15 protein-coding genes are annotated in these 18,830 nt (G+C 45.7%); 5 read left to right on the forward strand and 10 right to left on the reverse strand.

The window, feature by feature from the left end:
• Window positions 1–172 precede the first annotated feature (172 nt).
• Entirely contained in the window at window positions 173–1,939 is a 1,767-nt protein-coding gene (gene sppA / locus A8O23_RS03875; protein ID WP_066616827.1) for a signal peptide peptidase SppA, read from the reverse strand.
• A 228-nt stretch (window positions 1,940–2,167) separates the two neighbouring features.
• On the opposite strand from sppA, the gene A8O23_RS03880 reads away from it, so the two are divergent.
• Complete coding sequence (locus tag A8O23_RS03880; protein WP_082882895.1) at window positions 2,168–2,794, forward strand: hypothetical protein; 627 nt, start codon at window positions 2,168–2,170, stop codon at window positions 2,792–2,794.
• A 179-nt stretch (window positions 2,795–2,973) separates the two neighbouring features.
• On the opposite strand, the gene A8O23_RS03885 is transcribed toward A8O23_RS03880, so the two are convergent.
• Window positions 2,974–4,248, reverse strand: a complete 1,275-nt coding sequence (locus A8O23_RS03885) for a replication-associated recombination protein A (protein WP_066616829.1) — start codon at window positions 4,246–4,248, stop codon at window positions 2,974–2,976.
• A gap of 778 nt (window positions 4,249–5,026) precedes the next feature.
• On the opposite strand from A8O23_RS03885, the gene A8O23_RS21845 reads away from it, so the two are divergent.
• Complete coding sequence (locus A8O23_RS21845; protein WP_066616835.1) at window positions 5,027–5,629, forward strand: DUF1801 domain-containing protein; 603 nt, start codon at window positions 5,027–5,029, stop codon at window positions 5,627–5,629.
• On the opposite strand, the gene A8O23_RS03900 is transcribed toward A8O23_RS21845, so the two are convergent.
• From A8O23_RS03900 to murI, 5 genes are all read right to left on the reverse strand, one after another.
• On the reverse strand, window positions 5,622–6,155 hold the full coding sequence (locus A8O23_RS03900; protein ID WP_066616838.1) for a flavodoxin family protein: 534 nt from the start codon (window positions 6,153–6,155) through the stop codon (window positions 5,622–5,624). The two genes, A8O23_RS21845 and A8O23_RS03900, sit on opposite strands and share 8 nt — an antisense overlap.
• A gap of 12 nt (window positions 6,156–6,167) precedes the next feature.
• The gene (locus tag A8O23_RS03905) at window positions 6,168–6,599 is read right to left on the reverse strand and encodes a hypothetical protein (protein WP_066616841.1); all 432 of its coding nucleotides are present in this window, start codon (window positions 6,597–6,599) and stop codon (window positions 6,168–6,170) included.
• Between the two features lie 10 nt (window positions 6,600–6,609).
• The gene (locus tag A8O23_RS03910) at window positions 6,610–7,791 is read right to left on the reverse strand and encodes a glutathionylspermidine synthase family protein (protein ID WP_066616844.1); all 1,182 of its coding nucleotides are present in this window, start codon (window positions 7,789–7,791) and stop codon (window positions 6,610–6,612) included.
• Window positions 7,792–7,952: 161 nt separating this feature from the next.
• Window positions 7,953–8,582, reverse strand: a complete 630-nt coding sequence (locus A8O23_RS03915; RefSeq protein WP_066616847.1) for a hypothetical protein — start codon at window positions 8,580–8,582, stop codon at window positions 7,953–7,955.
• A gap of 181 nt (window positions 8,583–8,763) precedes the next feature.
• Complete coding sequence (murI, locus tag A8O23_RS03920; RefSeq protein ID WP_066616850.1) at window positions 8,764–9,579, reverse strand: glutamate racemase; 816 nt, start codon at window positions 9,577–9,579, stop codon at window positions 8,764–8,766.
• Between the two features lie 159 nt (window positions 9,580–9,738).
• Here murI and A8O23_RS03925 point away from each other — a divergent pair, with 159 nt between their 5' ends.
• Window positions 9,739–10,143 (forward strand): SPW repeat domain-containing protein, encoded by a 405-nt coding sequence (locus A8O23_RS03925; RefSeq protein ID WP_066616853.1) that lies wholly within the window; start codon window positions 9,739–9,741, stop codon window positions 10,141–10,143.
• A 133-nt stretch (window positions 10,144–10,276) separates the two neighbouring features.
• Window positions 10,277–12,160: an ATP-binding cassette domain-containing protein gene (locus tag A8O23_RS03930; RefSeq protein ID WP_066616856.1), complete on the forward strand. Its 1,884-nt coding sequence runs from the start codon at window positions 10,277–10,279 to the stop codon at window positions 12,158–12,160.
• Window positions 12,161–12,382: 222 nt separating this feature from the next.
• On the opposite strand, the gene A8O23_RS03935 is transcribed toward A8O23_RS03930, so the two are convergent.
• The 3 genes from A8O23_RS03935 to A8O23_RS03945 all read right to left on the reverse strand — a co-directional run bounded on the left by A8O23_RS03935 (window position 12,383) and on the right by A8O23_RS03945 (window position 16,649).
• Window positions 12,383–13,069, reverse strand: coding sequence for a hypothetical protein (locus tag A8O23_RS03935; protein ID WP_066616858.1), 687 nt, complete (start codon window positions 13,067–13,069; stop codon window positions 12,383–12,385).
• Between the two features lie 79 nt (window positions 13,070–13,148).
• Entirely contained in the window at window positions 13,149–14,351 is a 1,203-nt protein-coding gene (locus A8O23_RS03940; protein ID WP_066616860.1) for a CaiB/BaiF CoA transferase family protein, read from the reverse strand.
• A 147-nt stretch (window positions 14,352–14,498) separates the two neighbouring features.
• Complete coding sequence (locus A8O23_RS03945; RefSeq protein WP_066616862.1) at window positions 14,499–16,649, reverse strand: T9SS type A sorting domain-containing protein; 2,151 nt, start codon at window positions 16,647–16,649, stop codon at window positions 14,499–14,501.
• A gap of 598 nt (window positions 16,650–17,247) precedes the next feature.
• On the opposite strand from A8O23_RS03945, the gene A8O23_RS03950 reads away from it, so the two are divergent.
• On the forward strand, window positions 17,248–18,741 hold the full coding sequence (locus tag A8O23_RS03950; protein WP_239693334.1) for a DEAD/DEAH box helicase: 1,494 nt from the start codon (window positions 17,248–17,250) through the stop codon (window positions 18,739–18,741).
• Window positions 18,742–18,830: the final 89 nt, after the last annotated feature.

Genomic DNA, 18,830 nt, shown 5'->3' on the forward strand with positions numbered 1-18,830 from the left:
GATTCAAAGTTATAGGAACGCAAGGTCGCAAAAAATGACAAAAGTCTCCTTCTGTATCTACAGCAGCGGCTCCTGAAGGTTCTACTCTGACTTACTCAACAAATATTATTTTACCTCTACCACAAAAAAAATGCTGCTCTAGAGCAGCATTTTTTTTGTGAGATATTTACCACTAATATATTTCTAACTCAAACGGCATTCGCGCCTGCACACCCTGCATTTGCTGCACTTTTTGCAGTTGCAGGTAATATGGCAACATATCTCCTAATTCCTGTTGCAGGCTGTGCATTCTCATTTGGGTTTCAGCATCAGAGAAGAAGCTTTCAAAGAATGACTTTTGGGCAGGAAGGGTACGGAGTCGGTAATCTCCTTCTTTTAGTTTCGCTTTTTTAGCCGCTATGGCAATGGCTTCTTCCATACCACCCAGCACATCTACCAGTCCCCGTTCTTTTGCTTCAATACCAGACCAAACTCTTCCAGAGGCTATTTCTTTTAGCTGGGCATGTGACATATTTCTCGCCTTGGCTGCCTTAGAGGTAAAATCTTCGTAAATACGCTCCACCTCTAGCTGAATGTGTCTTTTCTCGTACTCCGTCATTGGGCGTGTAATAGTAGGAATATCTGAGAAATGACCTGTTTTCACTCTGTCAGTAGTGATGCCTAACTTGTTTTTCAGGAAATCTTCAAGATTCGCCATCATGCCGAACACCCCAATGCTGCCGGTAATGGAGTTAGGATGCGCCACAATGGTATCGGCGGCCATGGCAATATAATACCCGCCAGAGGCCGCTACATCTGACATAGACGCAATAACCGGCTTCACCTTTTTGGTAAGCATTACTTCGCGCCAAATTACGTCTGAGGCTAAAGAGCTACCACCTGGTGAGTTTATCCGTATCACCACCGCTTTAACTTTTTTATCTAACCGTGCTTTTCTGATGGCTTCAGACATGCTCTCGCTTCCAATGGAACCTTCGTCACCTTTACCGCCCGTGATTTCACCGGTAGCGTAAATCACAGCAATACGATTAGAAGAAGATCCTTCTTCTTTTTTGGTGTCGGCTACTTTTTTATAGGTACCCAGGTTCACCATCTTCAATTCCTTATCTTTTTTCACCCCTGCCTTTGCTTTCATATAAGCAGTGGCCTCGTCAAAGTAACCAAGGTGGGTGACTAACCCCAATCGCTTGGCGTCTTCGGCGTTATGCACCAACATGGAATCAGAAATGTTCTTGAGAGTGGCAAAGTCTTTCTTCACTGACTTGGCCAGGTTCTGCAGCATGTAATTGTTGATGGAGTTGAGGAAGGAACGGGTTTGCTCTTTGCTGGCCTCGCTCATATTTTCCCGGATAAACGGTTCAACGGCACTTTTGTACTCCCCTACTTTAAAAATGTACGGCTTAATATCCAGCTTTTCAAGGGTGCCTTTGAAGAACATTACTTCTGTGCTAAGTCCGTTGAACTCAATAGTACCCGATGGATTCAGGTAAAAACGATCCGCCACCGAAGCCAGATAGAAAGCCTTCTCAGTTGACAATTCGCTGTAGGCCACCACAAACTTTTTAGACTTCTTGAAGTCAAGCAGCGCATTTCTCATTTCCTCTACCGAGGCCATGCCTGCCTGCAATAAATCCAGATTCAGGAAAATGCCCTTGATGTTATCATCTGTCTTGGCTTTACGGATGGAGGCTTTGATCTCGTCCAGCCCTATACCGGTCTCGCCCAAAACATCGCCCAGACCTAAATCGGCAAAAGGGCTTTTAGGGCTGCGCTCCACCACAGGTTTGGTGAGTTTAATCTCCAGCACTGACCCTTCGTCAATGGTCACGGTATCATCTGAGGCCGCCGCGGCAATGCCCATGAGTACCAGAAACCCCAGAAACATAAATAAAAACAGGCCAATGATAGTGGCCAACACATACTTAAGAAATTGTAACATAGACACGTTTATTACTGCAATGTACGTACATCTAAAGAAAATCTCTAACGCACACTATCCTATTGGTCGATAAAGCGGTAAAAGACTTACAATTACCAGAGTGTTAGTATTGCTGGCTACACCCTCTTTTTAAACCATTGCCATACTTGATAGTTGTTAAAATGAGCAGGCTGCCTATAATTCTATTCTATAGACGTTAATATTGCAGCCGAAAACAGATTTACCCGTATGGTAAGCAAGTATATATTGCCTCCCCCTGACACACTCATGTACCGACTGATTCTCATATTGCTTCTCTGCGGATTCTTTTCTTTCACCACCAGGGCCCAGTATACCCGCAACTTCAGTGTGAAATACTTTGGTCTTACCCTGCACCCCAAAGGAGATGACAACGCAGAATTAATGCCCCTAAACCCAGATGGGAAAGGCTACTTTGTTTTTAACGTAGGCGGCAGCATCAGTTATGAGCAGTTCTTTGTACAAGATAAATTCTCAGTGAAAGCCATACAAGCCCTGTACGCAGACTGTGCTATGCAGTTTGCCGGCTTCACGCACCTGGGGCTGAGAGCTACTATTTTTCAGTTAGGACCACACTCTCTCAACGGAGGCTTAGGGCCCACGTTAGTATACCGCCGCAACTGGTCAAAATTAGATGGCTACAACCTTTCCACCTCTTTCTTCGGGGGCAACCCTTCTGATAAATGGCAGTACCGCATGATCTGGTACGCCGGTGAGTTTGAATACAACTACCGGTTTAAAGACCGCACTGACTTTTCCGTCTCTTTTGTACCAGGATACCCCAACATCATGAGCCTGTCTTTTGGCATAAGATATTGGCTGAAGGACAAAGAGTGATGGATTGAATGAGTGAATTAGTGAAGGATTTAGTGAGTAATTGGATGTGGTGGTGAGAAATGAGGATAGCGTTTTTATGCTGTTTTTAGAAAAAGAGGCCAAAAAAATAAGATTGCTAAAAATGCTGCGTAGAATGAATATAAAATATTCGCTCAATCACACATTCACTCCTTCACCCATTAGTACCTGTACCACTCGCCCCACTGGTTTCTTAAGTTCTTGCGCATTTCATTTTCCCGGGCGTTGTTGCCTGGGTTAAAGAAGATAGTGCCTTTCAGTTCCGTAGGCAAGAAATCCTGAGCCACGAAGCTGCCCTCATAATCATGCGCATATTTGTATTCGTTGCCGTAGCCAATCTCTTTCATAAGCTTGGTAGGCGCGTTGCGCAGATGCAGCGGAACCGGCGGACTCCCCTGCTCCCGCACATAGGCACGAGCAGAGCGTATAGCTTTATAAGCTGCGTTACTTTTAGGTGAAGTAGCTAGATAAATAGCCGTCTGTGAGAGCAGAATATCACACTCTGGGTAGCCTATGACCGTAACGGCCTGAAAACACTCGCTGGCCATGATCATGGCGGTGGGGTTGGCATTGCCAATATCTTCAGAGGCCATGATCAGCATGCGGCGGGCAATAAATTTAGGGTCTTCGCCGCCCTCAATCATGCGGGCCAACCAATAAACGGTAGCATTGGGATCTGAGCCGCGCATACTTTTTATAAAGGCCGAAATGATATCATAATGCGCCTCGCCGCCTTTGTCATACAACGCCAGATTTTGCTGCGCAATTAACTTAACTTCCTCGTTGGTAATCACTACTTTATCGCCCTGGCCACTGCCGTCTATTACAATTTCCAGCAGGTTGAGCAGCTTACGGGCATCGCCGCCAGAAATGGTCAGCAGCGCCTCGTATTCCTGAACCTCCACCTCGCGTTTTTTAAATATTTCATCTTCCGCCAAGGCTTTTTTCACCAGATCAATCAGCTCCTGTTTTTCCAGAGACTTCAAAATATACACCTGGCAACGCGAGAGTAAAGCCGGAATCACCTCAAACGAAGGATTTTCCGTAGTGGCACCAATAAGGGTGACAATGCCTTTCTCCACGGCGCCAAGGAGCGCGTCTTGCTGAGATTTGTTGAAACGGTGAATCTCATCTATAAACAACACCGTGCCCTGACGCTTGCGGGCCTGTTCAATTACGTCTCTTATATCTTTTACACCGGCATTAATGGCACTAAGCGCCACAAAAGGCACCTTTAACTGACTGGCAATAATATTGGCCAAGGTAGTTTTGCCTACCCCAGGAGGTCCCCACAAGATAATGGAGGGCACCATGCCAGCCTCAATGTACCTCCGCAGAACTCCTTTTGGCCCTACAAGATGTTGTTGCCCGGCGTATTGATCAAGATTATTAGGCCTTAGGCGTTCAGCTAGTGGTGCTTTGGTTGATTGAAACATGTAATCAAGTAGAATTTGAAGCGGGGGAAATAAAAGAATTTAAGATTTACCTCACGAGCCAACTAAGGCTGTAAAGTAACGCATTATACAAAGATAAGCTTTGTAATGATGTCTTTGAAGACAAAGACAAGGGAGAACAGAAACAAACTATTGAGGAACAGCAAAGTAATGAGCAGAAAAAGTTTTTGCCACTTACGGGCTTCTCTTTTCCTGTAGCTTCTCAGCACAAACAATAAGCTGATAGGCGCAAAAATGATGGCTAAAAAAAAAGTCACCCCTACTAGAAAATCTCTGTGTTCTTGTGAACCAGCGCAGTATCTAAAATAAAACACCTCCAAAACTGCAAAAGCCATACTGCTTAGCACAATCCAGAAAAAAAGTTTTGCCTTTTTCAGATTCTCAGGAAATCTGTCTTCAAAATAAAAGTCCATGTGTCAATAGATGAGCGGCAGCTATGAAATTAATTTGTGCAGCGCATGAAGACAAGCGGTCAGCTCTGACTTCTACATAGAGGAAATACAACTAAGTTGAGCAGGAATTATTTTGTATTTCTATTTAATAATGCTGTTTTAGGCCTTGTTTTCGAAAACTAAGTCTAAAATAGAACTTAAAATCAGAAGTAATGGCCTAGAAAATAATTTTAGAAGTAAGAAAAACTGTCTATTTTAAGGTGTTCCTTTTATTACATTAACTGAATTGATTCTTTCTTTTCTGGCTTCTAAATAAATAAGAGCGCACCAGCTCCTCTAACGTACTATTACTTCTATTAATTACTGCTATGCCCACTGCTAAACTCACTCCGGAAGAACAAGCCCAGAAAATTGAAGAGTATTTTGCCAAGGCTCCTGCTTTTGCCCAGCCTATCTGCGAGAAGCTCAGAAAGGCCATTGCCACCTCCGACCCTGAACTGAAAGCAAGTTGGAAGTGGGGCTCGCCTATCTATGAGAAAAAAGGACCTGGTCTGGTTTGCGGAATTGGAGTGTTTAAGCAGCACGTGAGCATTGCCTTCTTTCAGGGGGCGCTATTGCCCGAGCCAGCGGGCATGACCGCCGCCAGTCAAGACGCCAAAGGTATGCGTAGCTTTAAGTTCACCACCGCTGAACAAGTACCCGAGGCCGAATTAGTCGAGTATATTAAAGCCGCTGTAAAAATAAGTTCTGGAATGGTAGCCAAGTCTACAGAGCGTAGTGCCATTGAAATACCCGAAGACCTGAAGCAGGCTTTGTTGGATAAACAGACGCTGGAAAGTTTTGAGAAAATGGCGTACACTCACCGCAAAGAGTACGTGCGTTGGGTTACCGAAGCTAAACGCCCCGAAACCAGAGCTACGCGCATTGGCAAAACCGTAGAACGGGTGGCAGCCGGCATTAAATTCAGCTAGTTTCTTTCAGCGACTCATGAATGTCGCGCAGGAACTCCCGGTGCTCCCCCACATGATAAATGCTGGTTTCCACTTCTTCAGTAGAGGCATACAGGCTGCCCCCATACGTCATGTCCAAATATTTGGCGGTGAGTTTGAAGGGTACCTCAAAACCGTCGGGCAGTTCAGCATCTGCACCTACGGCTAACAGAAACAGGGTCTTATTTTTTAACTGCCTGCCTTTTGATTTCTGAACAGTTACCAAATCGGTTAATCTGTCAAAGAAGGTTTTCATAAGGCCGCTCATGGCATACCAATACACGGGAGTAGCCAAAATAATTACCTGATGCTGCAATACCTGTTCTACTACTTGCAGAAATTTATCTTCCGGCGGATAATCATTCTGGTAGCGGTACGGTGCAATTTGGAAGTCCAGCAGATCCAGCAATTGGTGAGGTGTGTCATGAAATACCTGCTCCACCATAAGGCGCGTGTTGCTTTCTTTGCGCGCACTGGCCAATAGTATGAGCGGTTGTTGAGAGGGCATTAGTTCAGCTTATTACTTAACCCATATTTTTGCTCTGGCAGCAGTATTCTCTTGGGCAACCTGATACGCTGAGTAGTAGAAAACAATAAACACATAGTAGAAAGATGCCTCTTTTATATTTTTGAACGTTTCCCACCTTATGCTGCTTTCATTGCCAAGCTCATCTTTCAGCAACAGCCTCTCTTCATTTAAATCAACCTCCAGTCGCTCCTCTTGGTATTGAGCTGGTCTAAACAGCACCCACAGCACAGGTTTGGCTATAAAGTAGACCGCATACAGAATGATGGCCCACCTGAACCTGGCGGAATCATCCAGCACAAATATTCCACATAACAGAAATAAGGGACCGGTGATAAGCCGCATGGCGGCCACTAGTACTCCATAACCAAAATAATAGTCATGAATGAAAGCGAGGATCTTCTCTTTTCTGGTGATGGTTTGCATGGCTATTTGGCTATTCTACTACGTGCGCCACAAATTGGGAAAGGTTGGTAATAATACCTCTCTCCCGCCGGTAGCCAATGGCACAGCCCTCGCCAGCCCAGAACACCCCTGCCTGGTAACGGTAGCCTTTGTCATCTTGAGGCAATTCAGCCCAAGCCTGGTAAATGTGGGGTTGGTTCGCGTACTCCCCAAAGGTAGAGGAGACATCGGTATTTTCCCTTACCTGAATATTTTGCCCCTCGCGCCCGAAATAAGGTTTTTCCACTGATTTGCCAGAGAAGCGCGTGAATTCAGTACGCAACAGCAACGGATGGTACGGAAACTGTTGCCACAGCCATGCTAAAAAGCCTTTGCTCTGGAAGATCAAACTGTAGGCGGGGTTCGCCACCACTACGTTGCGTGAAAATTGCAGGTCTACTAAATCATAGCACAGGTCTGGCTCTAACTGCACAAAAAGCTCCCAAGGCACCAATTTGAACAGGAAAGGGAATTTGCGCCACTGCTCGGCCTCCACCTGCGCCCACACGCCGCGTTCCGCACCCAAAGTAGAAATCTCCATTTCATCGGCGGCACAAATGTGGGTTTCGAAACCAGCTTCGCGAGCCGCCTCGGCTACCACTTGGCAGTTAGTGAAATCTTCTTTGCTGCCCCCCAGGTAAATCAACAGCATGGCAGGCTCTAGTTCAGCATTTAGCCCCTGCAGCGTTCTCATCTGCTCCACCAGCGCCTCATACAGTCCATTGGCCTGCTGAGACTGGTTTTTACCTGCCGCCGCTAAACTTGCCCACTGCACTACTGCCGTTTCGGGTATGGAGGTGGCAGTATCAGCATTAAACTCCAGCAGCTTTATACCTTCAGGAGTTTGGGCGAAGTCGAAGCGGCCGTAAATGTGCCAGTGGCGTTCATCGTTCCAAGAGTGGCGTACCGCCCGCCAAAGCTTCTCAGGAATTCCCACCTTGCGCAGAAAGTCATCGGGCAAGTCGTCTGGCACGGCCTCAACCATCATTTGGTATAAGGTAGACGCAGCCTCCAGCATGTTATCTGCTTGGGCTTGGTCTACAACCACCGCTTCACCGGAAAGATAGGTTTGACACTCTTCCTCTACCACCCATTCCCAGCCCAGTTGGTGTACCATTTTGGTTACATCGCCGTGGTGCGGCAATAGTTTAATTGGAAGCGGTTGCTCAGACATGGATATTTAATGAGTAATGATTAATGATCAGTAAGAATTGGAGAATATGAATCGGCAACGTTTGTTTTAGGCTTGTTTTTAGGAAAAAAGGCCTAAAACAAACGTTTTTCTAATACAAAAGATAAGTCTTATATCTAGCGTCTAACATCTAGAATCTAAAACTATCCTCCAAATCCGCCTGACCTGCCGCCGAAGGTACCCGAACGGCTTCCGGTAGGTCGGGTAGAACGGGTTCCTGTTGTGGTGGTTGGGCGGCTGTAAGGACCGGTGGCTCCTCTGAATGCCTGAGCTCCACGACTCCGTTCCGCGGCAGTTTGCTGTCGCCAAGCATCTGTGCGCTGAAGTGTGTTTGGGTTAGCATAGTAACGGGGATTAGGGCTAAGCATACGACCCGCCATGTACCCGATGCCGCTCCACATGAGCACGTTCATCAGCCCGAAACCTGACCCATTATGCGGGTTAGCCTGCGTATATTCCTGCACCCGCTTTTCTAACTCTAAGCCTTGCAGGGTATCAACCTGTCCATTCGCATGTTTCAGAATAGCCATTACCTCGCCCGCGGCCGCAGGTCGTTCATCGGTAATCTCCCAATGGTCGGGGCTGGTTTCAGTCATTTCTGTCACTACTCCTTGGCTATATTTTGGAGCACTTTCACCGGCATTCCATTCTGTGGCTGCCTCGTTTTGGGCAGATCTATTGTCTGAGCAAGAAGATAAACCAAGGCAGGCGGCGGCGCTCACCAACATCACGTTGCGCGAGAAATCACCAATCAGGAAGTAACGCTTTTTCATATGAGATAGTACGAAGCCGTTTTGGGCTTGTTTGTATAAAAGTAACGCAAAAAGGGAAGTTTAAGCATATGTCGCCTTATATAAAGTAATCTTACTTCTGGCTTCCTGAATTCTTCATCAAGAAAGATGTTGTAACTCTATAAGCTCCAGCCCCTCCAATTTAATTCTTAATTCGCTAAAATCACTCCCACAGCGGATAATGCTCCAGATGCACTCTTTGCTGAAAGAAAATTCGGGTAGAGGCCTCAAATGAATTAGTGTAGTCAGAAACGTAAAAATGGTCTTCGCCAGCCAACTGGTCGCTGTTCAAGTCAAGTTGCTCCAGCACCTCACCTACATGAGCAGCCATAAGTTCAGAAGAATCCAATACTTCCACCTTCCCTTCATAAAAGGCAGCAATCTGCTCCTTCACCAAAGGATAGTGGGTGCAGCCCAATATCAAGGCCTCTATATTATTAAGAGCAGGATCAGACAAGTATGTTTGGATTACGCTTTCAGAAATGTTGTTGTTGAAGAAGCCTTCTTCTATCATTGGAGCCAGCAAGGGCGTAGCCAGAGATTTTAGCTGCACCTGCCGGTCTAGCTCGTCAATCTTTTTTTTGTAGACATTGGAGTTCACCGTTTGTTTGGTGCCAATCAGCCCTACCCGCTTTCCGGAGAACTCCTGCCCTACGTACTGCACCACCGGGTCAATCACGTTCAGCACATGGGCTTTGCTACTAACATATTCCCTCACCAACTCATAGGCCGCCGCCGATGCAGAATTGCACGCTATTAAAATTAATTTACAATTCTGCCTAATCAACAGATCGCAGATTTTGACCGCATACGCTTGTATAGCCGCCGTAGATTTGTCGCCGTACGGCAGGTGCGCCGTGTCACCAAAATACACTAATCGTTCCATCGGCAAGTGCATTTTAATAGCCCTAGCCAATGTTAAGCCACCTATTCCACTATCAAAAACACCTATAGGCCTATGCCTTTTTTCTTGCTGCATATACTATTATAAAATAGTTAAACCAGAATACAATACCCCTGTCAACAATAGAGCTGTTATTAATATAATACAAAATAAAAATGCACTTTACCGAAACATCGCTAAAAACAGGGCGTATAAATCCTCATACAAGTTCAAACTAAAATAGGAGGAATAAAAATGAAAATGTTATCAACCAGAACTCATGGGGTATTAGATTACCTAGTGGGTATACTACTAATAGCTGCTCCGTTCCTTTTTGATTTTGACAGAGGCGGAGCCGAAACCTGGGTACCTATTATTGTGGGTGCCGTTATCTTACTTCAAGCTTTAATGACCGACTTTGAAGTTGGTATGTTTAGAGCCATGTCTATGAACATGCATTTGAACATGGACTACTTGATTGGTATTTTCCTGGCCGCTTCCCCATGGATCTTCAACTTTGACGAGTACGTGTACTTACCTCACCTAATTGTAGGTATTGGTATTGTATTGGAAGCCATGATGACACGTACTGTGCCTGAACATGGAGCCGCTACTAATACCAGACACTCTTACCGTAACAGTACTGAGCATACTCGCTAACAGTACTTACTAGATAGTTAAAGAAAAAGCAGGAAAAGGCCGGGACTCACATCCCGGCCTTTTCTATTTTACCCTTTTTACAGATTTTTGAAGGCGTGTAGCTTACGCCCCTCCGTTTCCGTACCTTTGCAACATGAATTACCTATCAGCAGACGCTATATCTAAGAGCTTTGGAGACCGCTGGCTTTTCAAAGGCCTTACTTTTGGTATAAACCGCGGACAGCGCGTTGCCCTTATTGGTGCCAACGGCGCCGGAAAAACAACCTTGCTTCAAATTTTGGCAGGCACTATGCCTGTTGATGAAGGAAATGTAAGCCTCAGGAAAGGCATTAAAGTGGGCTACCTGTGGCAGCAACCTTCTTTTCCGGCAGGAGCCTCCGTACAAGAAGCCATCTTCTCCGGTCAAACCGAAGTATTGGATGCTATCCGTGACTACGAAGCCTGCTTAGCCGACCCCAACACCTCTGACAAAAGAATGCAGCAGGTAATGGAGCGGATGGAAAACCTGCATGCCTGGGAATACGAGGTGCGCACGAAGCAGATATTAGGTCGCTTGGGAATTCAGAACTTAGATGTACAGGTGGAGCACCTATCTGGTGGCCAGAAGAAACGCGTTGCCATGGCTCGGGTACTGATTGAAGAACCAGACCTGCTGATACTGGATGAGCCAACCAACCACCTGGATCTTGAAACCATTGAGTGGTTTGAAAACCTTTTGACTACTGAGCAGACCACTTTGCTGATGGTTACCCACGACCGTTACTTTTTAGACCAAGTGGCTAATGAAATAGTGGAGCTTGATCGCGGAAACCTGTACACCTACAAAGGCAACTACAGCTATTATGTAGAGAAAAAAGCCGAGCAGGAAGAAGCCAACGCCGCTGAAATGGGCAAAGCTAAACAACTGCTCAAGAAAGAACTGGAGTGGATGCGCAAGCAGCCCCGGGCCCGCGGCACAAAATCAAAGTCAAGGGTTGACGCCTTCTATGAAACACAGGAAAAGGTAAGTCAGAAAGACACCCGCACCCAATTGGAACTCTCGGTTAAGAGCACCAGACAGGGCAATCAGATTCTGGAGATAGACCACCTGAGCAAAAGCTTCGGAGACAAAGCTATTATCCAAGATTTCAGCTACGTGTTCCGGAAGAAAGACCGTGTGGGCATTGTTGGCCCCAACGGCGCGGGCAAAACAACTTTCCTGAATATGCTAACCGGCAGCCTGCAACCAGACAGCGGCGAAATTATTGCCGGCCAAACCACCGTTTTTGGCTACTATACCCAATCTGAGCTTACTTTCAATGAAGACCAGCGGGTAATTGACGTGGTAAAGGAAGTAGCCGAAGTAGTGGAAACAGGAAACGGCGAGGTAATTACCGCCAGCCAATTCTTGCAACACTTCCAGTTTCCACCGGCTCAGCAATACACGTTTGTGCGCAAACTGAGTGGAGGCGAAAAACGCCGCCTGCAGTTGCTGCGGGTACTCATGAAGAACCCTAACTTCCTGATCCTGGATGAGCCTACCAATGATTTAGATATTCAGACACTCAACATTCTGGAAGACTTTCTGCTGAATTTCGGTGGCTCACTGCTGATTGTAAGCCACGACCGGTACTTCATGGATAGGCTGGTAGAACACTTGTTTGTATTTGAAGAAAACGGCCACCTCCGCGACTTCCCTGGCAACTACACTGACTACCGCGAGTGGGCCAAAGAGCAGGAGACACTGAAAACCATTGAAGCAGAAACTAAACCTACTGCCAAAGCCGCTCCCGCCCCTGTAGCTGATGAACCCACCCCAGAAAAGCGCAAGGCTTCCTTCAAGGAAAAGCAGGAGTACGAGAAACTGGAAAAGGAAATAGAGCAGCTTGAAACAGAAAAGGAGACTCTGACCGCAGAATTAAACAGCGGCATTACCGACCATACAGAATTAGCTAAACTTGCCAACCGAATTCAGGAAATCAATGATTCTCTGGAGCAGAAAACAGAACGCTGGTTAGAACTGGCGGAGATAATTTGAGCAGTAAACAGTGACCAGTAATTAGTGATCATTTATCAGCGAATTATAAGAAAGGTAAATTGCGAATCCTGTTTTAGGTTTGGTTTTTTAAAATCAGACCTAAAACAGGAACAAAAGTTTTGCTAATTCCTTACCTTTAGCAGGCAAGCGAAATATCAAACATCTGCTCACTTCTTACTGATTACTAGTAACTGTTCACTAATTACTGTTTACTGATAACTGCTAATACACATTTGGCTTTCGCTGCTGATAGCTGAAGGAGAAGCCAACCTTCTGCGGCGTGCTCACCTGCTGTTCCTCCAGTTTCTGTTTCACCGTAATCTTCCGGATTTCATCTACATCCGGCGCAATCAGATCATTGTTCACAGAAGCCACCATGGCGCTTTCCACAAAGAGGCGAAGCGTACCTTCATCTATTTTATTGTTAGCCATGTCATGGTAATTCAGATCTAGCTGCTTTACCCCCTCCAGGTAAAAGTGATTGTCTATATTTATCAAAACTCTACCCAATAAATACCCTGGGTCATTCAGTCTATTATATTTAATAGAATCCGCCATAAAGTTGTAAGCCATAATATGGCCAAAAAAGCGTCGGCGGAAATCTTCTTCTACGTACCGGCTCTTCATTAATTCATGCTCCTCTGGCAGCGTAATGATATTGGAATGCATGACAAACACGAGCAAATCTCCTGAAAACTTCACATGAAATTCAAAGTCATTGATGCTCCGGTACTCAATCACTACCGTAGAATCCACTTCATCGGTGATGCGTTGCTTCAAACTATCTACAATTTTGACAGAGCAAGCCCGCAGTTGCTCAAACGTATGTTTTGTATTTCTATATATTGCCTGCTTTGTTGCCGACTTCTGACGCAACCCTTCAAAAATGGACTCAATTCTATCTTCCATAGCACGTTGATTCTAAATAATACTTATCACCCGTGGGGTATATAGTTTTACCCACCGCGGCTCCATTTAGTTATGCTTTTTAGGGCGAATAAGGGTAAATCAATTGATTTTGTGCAAGTTCATGCAGCTGCTCCTCTTTCAGTCCTGCCACAGCAGTTAACACGTGCCAAGTGTGCTGCCCCAACAAAGGCGGCCTGTCAATAGTAAGCTCAGGCCCACCTGCTACCTGAAAAGCTATCTGCCTCACCCCTAGCATGCCCTGGGAAGAGAGTATCTGCGGCTGAGCCAAGGGCTGCCGCAGCGCTTCTGGTATAGTGTGCACCGCCCCCGCTGGCACATGATTATCAATAAGCGTCTGCAACAAACTTTCCCTTTCTTGACCTGCTATGAGCTCTTTTAGCAATGGCTTTAGTTCAGAACGATGCCGCACCCTGTCTTTATTACTCCTAAACTCAGGCCTATCAGCCAGCTCAGGAGCTCCAAGCACTTGGCAAAGCGTTTTGAACTGACGATCATCTCCTATGGCCAACACTAGCTCCTTATGGTCTGCTGTTTTGAATACTGTTCCGTAAGGCACTATGTTGGGGTGTTCTGACCCCATACGCTCCGGCGCCTTGCCAGCAACTAAAAAATTTGTAGCCTGATTGGCCAAAGAGGCAATAGCTGTTCTAAGCAAAGATACTTCTACGTATTGCCCTTTGCCTGTGCGCTCTCGTAAATAAAGCGCCGCCAGCATTCCTTCTTTCAATTGATGCGCCGCCAAAAGATCTATTAAAGCAACAGGCATTTTAACAGGAGGCCCGTCGGGCTCCCCGTTTAAATACATAAATCCGGCCTCGGCTTGCAGCACAGCGTCATAACCAGCGCGCGGAACATCTTTCCCGTAGCCCGTGACATGCCCATAAATTAGACTTGAGTTCATGGTTGAAAGCCTTTCATAATCCATTTGCAGCTTTTCTGCATCACCTGGTTTAAAGCTCACCAACACCACATCGGCTTTTTTTATAATAGAATACAGCGCCTCTCGCACCTCCTGTGAGGTCAGATCTACACAAACCGACTGTTTTCCCCAATTGGCTGATGCAAAATAAGCTGACACCTGTGCCTCCGGTGGCTCTGTAGACAGTTTCCAACTGCGGGTTACATCGCCGCTCGTACGTAGATTCTCAACTTTTATTACTGTGGCACCCATTTCAGCAAAAAACTGCCCAACACTTGGTCCAGCCAAAACACTAGCCAACTCTACTACCAGCAAATCTTGAAAAGAACCTTTACCTGACATCTTCTGTTTTTAAGGTGTTTTTCCAAAAATGGGCAAAAAACAGAGAAACAGAAAACCAAAAGCTACCCCAGTGGCATTAACACAAAAAAAGCAGCGGCCATTAGCCGCTGCCTTTCCAAAGCATCCTATTGTTTTTCTTTTTACTTCTTATCTGATCATCAGGCGCTGAGTATCAGTTTTGCCGCCGTTGGTGATCGAGATCATGTAGATTCCTTTTGCTAAACCAAGTGACTGAAGTTCCATGGCTACTTCCGGAGCACCGCCACCTAAGTTTTTAGTGTGTAGCACTCTTCCGCTTAAGTCAATCAGGCGAACCATTACGTTTCCTTTTGGCGCCTCAGCAAATCTGATGTTCACTTGGCCGTTGGTCACTGGGTTAGGGAAAACGCTTACAGTTGTCGCTCCGCCGGCAGTAGCGCTTCCGCTGTGGTTTACTGCTATCACTTTTGAGTGTTCAAAAGATCCATCAAAGTCAACTTGGCGCAGGCGGTAGTAAACAGTACCTTGGTTTGCCTGACGGTCAGAGTAAGCGTAGTCAATGTTCACGGTAGCGTTACCAGCTCCTTTTACTTCACCAATCTTCGTGAAAGTCTTGCCGTCATAGCTGCGCTCAATCTCGAAGCGGTCGTTGTTGATCTCAGTAGCAGTGCTCCACTCAAGCTCTACGGCTCCGTTGCGAGACACACCGTCAAATCTGGTCAATGACACTGGAAGCGGGTTACCTGGGGCACATTCTACTACCACTACTTGTTCTGAGGCAGTTGCTTCACCGCATTCGTTTCTGGCAATCACGGTTACTGTTTGCGGCTGTCCTAGTTGCTCTTCTTCGAAGATGGCTACCACTTCCACATATCCGTTTCCTTCGTCCACCACTATAAATCCTTCTGGCAATTGGAACTCGTAAGTTACTCCGTCTTGTACTTCAGCTACTTCAAAGCGGTAAGTGTCATCAGACAAATTACACACGGTGTCTGGGGCAATCAGGGCTACTTCTAAAGCTCCTTCTGGACAAGGACCACATTCTGGCTTACGCTCTGGAGTGATAGTGGCTGTTGCTGGTCCGCAGTATTTTCCGCCACCGGCTTGGTTGTTACCAGTGTTTCCGTTTCCGTTGTTCGGGTTGCCATCAGTGTTGTTACCGTTTTCGCTGGTGTCTTTACCAGAATCTTTATCGCTAGTTACTTTTACAGAGATATCACCAGTTGTTTGTCCTGCAATTACTACAATTTGTTTTGTTCCCTGTCCTGATACTATTTTCCAGTCAGCTGGCACAGTCCACACATAGTTCAAGAATTTATCATTTCCACCGTTTCCGTTGTTACCTGGTCCAAATTTGCTAACCACTGCTTTGTAGGTAAGGCTTTCATCTGGGCAGTAACGGCCTGGGCCAACAATTTCAACTTCTGGAAGACGTCCTGGGTGTACTGGTTTGGTTCTTACTTTAGTACCGCATTCAGAGTGGGTTACTTTTACTTTCATGGTACCTGGTTTCTGACCAACTCGTACAGTTACGCAGTTTGTACCTTGTCCTGAGATAATTTCCCAGCCTGATGGAGCCTCGCCAGCATGTGCTCTTGGAACATCCCATACATAAGAAGTATATTTAGGGTTGGCATCGATGCAGTAGGTCACAATTTCACCTGGGCACGGAGCGTAAGGACCTGAGATGGGAGATGGCTGAGAAGTGCTGCAGTTCCCTTTATCAGTTTGGTTATTTCCGCCACCGTTTCCGCCGCCGTTGTTACCGTTGTTGTTTCCGCCACCGTTGTTTCCGCCAGTGTTGCCATCAGTATTTCCACCGTCAGTGCTGCCACCGCCAGTTGTACTTCCACATTTCGCAAGGTCAAAAGTAACAGTTCCAACAGTTGTTCCGGCTTTAGCTGCTACTTGCAGGGTTCTCATAGTAGAGTACTCAAAGGCACTCATTTCATAAGTGAAGATGTCTTCGGCTCCGTTTTTATAACCGTTGATGCCTACACCTTCAAACTTCACAGACCAGAACGGGTTATAAGTTCCGTTCTCTACACTATATTTATAGTTTTTTGAAGAGTAGTTGTTTGCGTTAGAAGTTACACCGTTATCGTTTGGCAATTCAAAAGCAGCGTAGCTTAAATCTTTATCACAGTTTGTTTTGATAGAGAATGATAAACGAACAAAGTCTTCATTTACGCGCTCTACACCTATAAATTTAAAATCGAAACATTTATCTGAAGCAACGCATTGTGCTTGTGCTTGTTGGGTAAGACCGAAAAGTATGAACAATATGGTGCTAGCCCATGAAAGTATGAGTTTTTTCATGACAATAGGATTTATAAGGAAAATTGTGTTTTGTTAAGAAAGGCAGTTAATCAGGCACCCTTGGGTCGGGTGTGGGGGTCTATTTCAACTGAGACTGTGCGTAACAAAGAGCATCTATTGGGTCTCAGGTTTTATATTCAGGAGAAGTACAACTGTTATCATATGCAAACGTATCTTTTTAGTTAGTCAATCACTTAGTAATGTTCAATTAATTACTATACCTACTTTAACGACCGCACTCAAACACAGTTTCACTCAAATTGCACTTTCCATTAAATTTACAAACACCTTCTTTATAATATTATATTTTAAACCACAATTAACTGCTTGTAAAGCTTTTTTATTCAAAAAAGATTATTTAAGGCTATTGTAAACTTTGCACTTTTCTAATTTGATAGTTTAACTATTTATAAGTTTAATAACTTATTTAATACAATTTACTACTATCTACTACTCTCCGTCAAAAATTACAAACAGCAGATCATCAGCAACTGCATACAATTTTTAAGAAGTGTATTTGCAGGAAAAGAGTATCTTTACCTACCAAAATTGAACCGACAACATCAGTTCCTGAGATTTGGAAGAAGAAAGAGATACAATGAGTGTAACATTTGATGATTTTAACCTACAGTCTGATTTGCTTGAGGGCATTCGTTCTATGGGTTACAAACAGGCAACCCCTGTACAGGCACAGGCCATTCCGCATATATTAGAATCAAAAGACCTTATAGCCTGCGCGCAGACGGGCACAGGTAAGACAGCCGCTTTTCTGGTACCTACCCTCAGCAAAATTGCAGAGGCCCGCTTTGATTTTACCAGCACATTGATTTTGGTACCTACCCGCGAGTTGGCCAAACAGATAGATGACCAGGTAGAAGGCCTTAGCTATTTTACAGGCGCTACTTCCATTGCAATCTATGGCGGCAACAATGCCCAGAACTGGGATCAGCAAAAGAAGGCCCTTACCAGCGGAGCTGATATAATCATTGCCACGCCAGGCCGATTGATCGCGCACATGCAGATGGGCTACGTGAAACTAGATCAGTTAAAGTACCTGATTCTGGACGAAGCCGATAAAATGCTGGACATGGGCTTTATGGATGACCTGATGAAGATCATCAACCAATTGCCTAAGGAGCGCCAGACCCTACTCTTCTCGGCCACCATGCCGCCTAAAATCAGGACGTTTGCCCGCCAGATTCTGCAGGAGCCGGAAGAAATAAGCTTGTCTATCTCTAAACCTGCCGCAAACATAGATCAGCGTATTTTCTTGGTGTATGACAACCAAAAGCTAAAACTGCTGCAGCATATACTTAAAGACGAGGAAGTACAGACCATGATCTTGTTCACCTCGCGCAAAAGCGCCGTGAATGACATTGTGCGTTCTCTTCAAAAGCTCGGCTTAGAGGCAGACGGTATTAGCTCTGACCGCACCCAAGATGAACGCGAGTCTATTTTACAGCGGTTCCGGAACAAGCAGCTACAGGTGTTGGTCGCCACTGATGTGATGTCCAGAGGAATTGATGTGGAGGGAATAAGCCACGTGCTAAACTTTGATGTTCCCCAAGACGCTGAAGACTACGTGCACCGAATTGGTAGAACCGCCCGCGCCGCCACCTCTGGCGTAGCCATCACCTTTGTAAATGAAAGAGACCAGGAGCGCCTGGTTAAAATAGAGAAATTGATTGAGCGCGAGCTGCCAAAGCTTACGCTACCAGAAGACATTGGAGAGAGCCCTAAATTTGACCCTGTAGCCAACAGAAGCTTTGGCAAAGGCGGTTCTTCAAAAGTAAGAGGAGGCAGAAACGACAACCGTAACAAAGAAGGCGGGCGCAGAACAGAAGGCAGATCAGGCAACAAAAGAAGAGAAGCCGGAAAACCTCGAGGAGAGAAACCGGCAGAAGGGCAGGAAAATAATGTTGCCCCCGCAAGACCTCCCAGAGCGGAAGGCCAGCCGCAAGCAGCCAGAATTGAGGGAGAAGAAGTAAAACGCAAAAAGAAGCGACGTAAAAAACCAGCCAATCGTCCATCTTCATCTGAAGGTGGAGGACAGGGTACTTCAACGGCAGCCCCAACAGCTGGCGCTGAATAATTTCCAACATAAAGGAGGAGGCGTTTTAGAGCTGTTTTTGTGAAAACAGCTCTAAAACGCCTCCTCCTTTATTTAAATATCTAGGCTAA

Source organism: Rufibacter roseus (genome assembly GCF_001647285.1).
Taxonomy (GTDB): Bacteria; Bacteroidota; Bacteroidia; order Cytophagales; family Hymenobacteraceae; genus Nibribacter; species Nibribacter roseus.